This window comes from Corallococcus sp. AB030, from assembly GCF_003668965.1.
GTDB lineage: Bacteria > Myxococcota > Myxococcia > Myxococcales > Myxococcaceae > Corallococcus > Corallococcus exiguus.
The window spans coordinates 1-4958 of the sequence record NZ_RAWQ01000361.1; the positions used below are offsets into that span (position 1 = coordinate 1).

4 protein-coding genes are annotated in these 4958 nt (G+C 66.7%); 1 reads left to right on the forward strand and 3 read right to left on the reverse strand.

The genetic code is table 11. The features are described 5' to 3' along the window. Positions 1 to 129: 129 nt before the first annotated feature. The 3 genes from D7Y15_RS42220 to D7Y15_RS42230 are packed head-to-tail and all read right to left on the reverse strand — an operon-like array spanning position 130 to position 2756. Positions 130 to 915: a DotU family type IV/VI secretion system protein gene (locus D7Y15_RS42220; protein WP_121756088.1), complete on the reverse strand. Its 786-nt coding sequence runs from the start codon at positions 913 to 915 to the stop codon at positions 130 to 132. A gap of 16 nt (positions 916 to 931) precedes the next feature. Then, on the reverse strand, positions 932 to 2296 hold the full coding sequence (gene tssK, locus D7Y15_RS42225; RefSeq protein WP_121756089.1) for a type VI secretion system baseplate subunit TssK: 1365 nt from the start codon (positions 2294 to 2296) through the stop codon (positions 932 to 934). After that, positions 2286 to 2756, reverse strand: a complete 471-nt coding sequence (locus D7Y15_RS42230; RefSeq protein ID WP_121756090.1) for a hypothetical protein — start codon at positions 2754 to 2756, stop codon at positions 2286 to 2288. Before D7Y15_RS42230 ends, tssK begins: the two co-directional genes overlap by 11 nt. 265 nt (positions 2757 to 3021) lie before the next feature. Here D7Y15_RS42230 and D7Y15_RS42235 point away from each other — a divergent pair, with 265 nt between their 5' ends. Continuing rightward, entirely contained in the window at positions 3022 to 4392 is a 1371-nt protein-coding gene (locus tag D7Y15_RS42235; protein ID WP_199746062.1) for a DUF4157 domain-containing protein, read from the forward strand. Positions 4393 to 4958: the final 566 nt, after the last annotated feature.

The following is a 4958-nucleotide window of genomic DNA, read 5'->3' on the forward strand; positions in this document are numbered from 1 at the left end:
GGGTGGAGGCGGCCGCCACGAGCCGCGCCGCCGCCTGCTCCGCCTGGTTCTTCATCCAGAGCCGCACGCCCTGGCCGAGCGCGGCGAGCACGATCGGGACGCAGCCCACGACGAAGGATTCGAGCGCGCTCATCGCGGCACCTCGCCGTGCGCGAGGATGCGGTCCAGGGAGGCCCGCAGGCCGCGCGTCTCGCGCCGCACGATGACGTTCCCGGCCACGACGCCGAGCCCCACGACCGCGGCCAGCGCGCACGCCCAGGGCCGCAGGGACGCCAGGCGCCGCTCGTGCTTGCCGTCCAACGTGTGCGCGTAGGCCTGGGGCAGCAGCCGGTGGGCGGGTTCGCGCGAGCCCGGCTCCCGCCGGAAGACGAACGCGAAGAGCCGCCGCCGCAGCTTGCGCAGCTGGGTGCCCGCGTCCCTGTCCCGGAAGCGCCCCTGGAAGCCGAGCGACAGCACCAGCAGGTACACCGCGGCCATCTCCACCCGGGCCGCGTCCGCCTCCCGCAGCAGGGCTTCGATGTCGGTGAAGAGCTGATCCCCCGCGACGTGGGTGCCGAAGAGCTCCTCTTCCAGCAGGGCGCTGCTCCAAGCGTCCCGTCCCGGCCAGGCGTGTTGGATCAGCACCTCGTCGGTGAAGGCGGCCAGGACGTAGCGGACCTCCTCCGGCCGGATCTCCTGGGCGTCCTCCTTCCCACGGGAGCGGTGGGAGCCCAGGCGCTCCAGCTTCTCCACCATCGCCGTGCGAACCCTCGCGAAGGGGTCGTCCTCGGGCGCGGGCTCGTCGCTGTCGGGGTCGGGCGCTGGAGCCTCTGCGAGCGTCTGCTTGAGCCGCAGCAGCTCGCTGAGGAACTCCCGGGCCTGTTCGAGCAGGGGCGCGCGGTGCGGCTGGTACTCGGTGGGAAGGGAGGAGGACATGGCCTGGGCGGTGGTGTCAGGAGGGCTTGGTGCGGGGACCGACGAAGAGGGTGAGCTGGGCGGGGGGCGCGAGCGGACGCGGGTGCTCGGGATCGCGCGGGTTCTCCACCGCCAGCGGTTGCCGGGACTCGAGCAGGCCGGGCTCGGGGGTGAGCGAGAACAGGAGCGTGCCGCGCGGCGCGAGCAGTCCCCGGCACTGGTTCACCTGCACGCGGGGCACGCCCACGCTGCGCTTCTCACGCAGGCCCTTGAGCTGGGTTTCAGGGCCGATGCGCGCGCCGCGCATCCAGTCCAGCAACTGCCGCTCGGTCGTCCCCGGCGTGCCCTGGATGCCAATCACCCACTCGCGGTCCATCCAGTCCGCTTCCACCTGCGTGGAGAAGCGGTCCTGAAGCTGCCGCAACGGGATGGCCGTGAAGAGGTCGGAGACGCCCTGGTCGAGGCTCACGCGGATGAAGTCGATGACCTCGTTGAAGGCGGCCCCTGGCGACGCGTGCGAGTACCGCTCGAAGGGAGGAGGAATCCGGCTGTGGCCGATGGCGGCCAGCTGCCCGGCGAGTGAACAGAGCCCGAGGTAGAGCGTGAAGGGATGGGGCTCGGTGGCGAGCAGCGCCTCGAAGGCGGGGAGGCCCGCCACCAGGTGGTGGAGCAGCCGCTCGCGTTCATGGACGAGGGCGCGCTCGGTGTCGGCGCTGGCGGCGCGGATGCTGTCGTCCAGGCTGGCCGCCCGGCCACGGAGGTTCTTCGCCAGCTGAGCGCACCGCATCCAGAGCGGCGTGCTCTCGTCCGTGGAGATGCGGGGGGCCACGTCGCCATCCACCACGCGGAATTTGTTCTGGACGCACTGGATGGCGACCAGCGGCAGCCGGCTGTAGCCCGGGGTGGCATCGGTGGCCTGGAGCAGGAGGCGGGGATGGAGCACGGTGAGGTGGGCATCCCCGTCGCCCGTGTGCTCGTCGCGCACCTGGCTGATGGGCTGGGCCTCGAAGCGGGCGTAGAGGCCGCTCGTCCCCGAGCGCTTGTCGGCGCTGACCGCCAGGAAGAGGGTCACCGGCTGCTGGCTGGCGCGCTCCCGGAGCGCGCCGAGGTCCAGCGTCAGGCCCGCGGGCTTCCTTCCGGCGTCCGTCTTGGGCGGCGGGTAGCGCACCGTGAGGCCGTCCTCGAACACGGCCTCCAGTTCCTGGACGCGGAAGGAGCCCTCCGCGAGGGCCTGCGCATCGAAGGACAGCCGCCGCACGCCCCAGTGAAAGGGATTGAGCAGGCGCAGGTGGTGGCGGAGGGATTCCTCGTGGTGATGCGCCTGCTGCTGGAAGTGCTGCGGCATGAGCAGCATTCCGTCGGACCAGTGGATGGGGGGCGGAATCGTGTCGTCATGGCTCATGGCATTCCCCCTGGAGCTCGGGCTGGGTCAGGCAGAGGTGGTTCGCGCGGACTTCCAGCTGGAGGGCCCGCGAGGGGTCGAACCGGTAGCGGTGCTCGCCCTCCGCGCTGTAGCCGACGAAGACGAGGCCGCCGGCGGTGTGGGCGGGGACGTAGCGCCGGAACTCCGGGAGCGACTGGTCGGGGACCAGCTCGTAGAACTCCTCGTGGACGTCCGCGGCGTGGTCACGCAGGAACTGCTCGCGCCCGACGAACCACTGCGTCGCGCCGACGGCGAGCAGCTGCTCGAGCACGGCGGGGTCGTAGACGAGGAGCAGGGAGAGCGGGACGGGGCTGTTGTCATTGGCGTCCGGCCGCAGGCGGATCTGGACCGTCAGCCCGGTGCCAGACGAGACACAGCTCGTCAGGGAGAGGGCCAGGACGCAGAGGGCCAGCGGCCGGCGCTGGAGCCGGCGGTTCATGAGGTCTGTCTTTTCTCAGCGGCCGGGGAGGTGAGTGCGGTCCCGGACACTTCCTGACAGGAGCAAGGCGCGGGCCAGCGTCACCGCAGAGGAGAGGCACTCACGCGTCGGCAAGAAGTTGCCGGAGACGGGTTACCCGGCAAGGTCCGTCGGCAAGAAGTTGCCGCTGCGCGGAACTCCTCGCTCGTCCCCACCGCCGACCGTGCTTGGCATGCCACGTGCTCATTCCTACCGGAGGCCCATTGGCTGAAGCCGGTTGCCGCAGATGTCGATCGACAAGACCTCAGCTGGCGTCGAACTGAACGCGGCGCCGCCACTCCACCCTCAAGGCGATGAAAGGCACGGGAGACCACTCATGAGCGGACGGGTAATCCAAGGATACTTCTTCAGTGGCGAGGCACGCCCGCCGCTCACGGCAACGACACCACGCGTTCTGGGACCATCGAACCCCGGCATCGCGGGACGGACCTGGACGGCGCAGGCACGGGCGCTCCCAGGCGGGGTTCAGTTTCACGGTGCAAGCCGTAGCTTCGATATTGATCCCGTCCAAATCGGCATAGGGCGCGGCGGCGGCACACGGCTTCCGCAGGCGGTGCTTGCCAGAATGGAAATGGCATTCCGCACTGACTTCTCCGCAGTCCGGATCCATATTGGCCCGCAGGCGGCACGGATCGGTGCAGTCTCCTTCACCATGGGTGACGACATCTATTTTTCGCCCAGCAGCTACCAGCCCAATTCGAACCAGGGCCTACAGCTCTTGGGACACGAACTCGCCCATGTTGTCCAGCAACGGCAAGGTCGGGTGCGCGGGTCCGGCCACGGGATCTCGGTCGTGCAGGACCGGGCGCTCGAAGCCGAAGCGGACCGCCTGGGACAGCAGGCGGCATTGCCCGGCGCCATCCAGGCGAACTTGGCGCCATCCGCCCAGATCGCTAGCAACGCGCTGATGAGCGGGGGCGTCCCGCTGTACCTGCAGGCAGGCCGCGGTGGGGGGGGAGGCGCGATCCAGAGACTCACGGCCGCTAGTTACAGTTCAGGCGTCCGGACAGCAAATGATGTCATTGTGGAAGTAGCTCACGTGCGCGTTATGCACAATGATACGAATCGCAAGCTGGCCGCCTACCTGAGTGGCTACAACAATTCGCAAGACGCAGTGAATGACGGATGCCGAGTTTGCAATCATTACGTGCCCTACTCCTCGATCTGTAGCGAGATCATCAGAAATATAAAAGCTCAGGCCACTGTGGGAAAAGCAGTCGCTTGGATGGAAGGGCTCAAGTCGAAGCTGCCCAAGACTGAAACCTTTACGAATTCCGACTTCAATGTCACTAATGACGACTGGAGTTTCACGGTGGAAGGAGTTCCGGCTGTCGATTTCTCTTCGGTCGGCAATGTAAACGGTGTGTCCTGGTACTTGGAAACAAACTTGAACAAGCAGATCGATGATTTAATCTACAACTTGGCGAATGATCCCAGGAATTTGTTCTACTGGCGGAACTCTTCGGGTGATGGAAGCGGAACCCTGATCGACAAGCCCCAGGGACCGAAAGGGACCGGGTATGCGACACTGAATACGGTCTTGGGGCGGTTGTCTAAGTACCATCAAAGCTTGAAGGCGCTTGGATTGATCGTTTAAGTAGTGCTTGTTCAGCTTCGGGACGGGCCGCGAGGACACCATGGGCCACCATGCAAAGGGTGGCGCGGCTATGAGATCCTCGCCAAGTGAGGCTCTCGAAGTGGTTCAATCCCACTTTGCTCTCTATTCCCGGCTCAAGTCGAACTCAGAAGCGGCTTGTTCTCGGGCTGGAGCGGTTAGATAAAACTCCATTGCTCGTTGGTTGGGTCCACGCTCTCAAGTTTGAACACACCTGTCGCCGGGTATCCGTCAGGAAGGGACATCCATCTGGTTTCGACGGTTTACCCCGCCTGATTTCTAGATTGGCTTCATTCCTCTCCATTTGCCGGTAGCTTCTGATAGCAGTGCTCTCGCAGCATGGCGCGGCGAAGCGCGGACGCATCGGCCCATCCGCTAAGCCAACCGGAGTAATTCCGTTCAGGGGTACGCTGCGTTGGTGATGAGCAGCGTGCGCCGGAAGAGGCCCCAGCAGGGCGTGCGGCTAACTGCCGGGCAGCGGCGCCTCCTGACAGGGCTGCTCCGCCGCGGCGGGCAGCAGGGAGTGGCGCTGCGTGCCGCGGCTCTCC

Excerpts from the sequence above, each read along its gene's own strand:
- D7Y15_RS42220 (WP_121756088.1), bottom strand. The coding sequence starts at position 915 with ATGTCCTCCTCCCTTCCCACCGAGTACCAGCCGCACCGCGCGCCCCTG.
- tssK (WP_121756089.1), bottom strand. The coding sequence starts at position 2,296 with ATGAGCCATGACGACACGATTCCGCCCCCCATCCACTGGTCCGACGGA.
- D7Y15_RS42230 (WP_121756090.1), bottom strand. The coding sequence starts at position 2,756 with ATGAACCGCCGGCTCCAGCGCCGGCCGCTGGCCCTCTGCGTCCTGGCC.
- D7Y15_RS42235 (WP_199746062.1), top strand. The coding sequence starts at position 3,022 with ATGTCGATCGACAAGACCTCAGCTGGCGTCGAACTGAACGCGGCGCCG.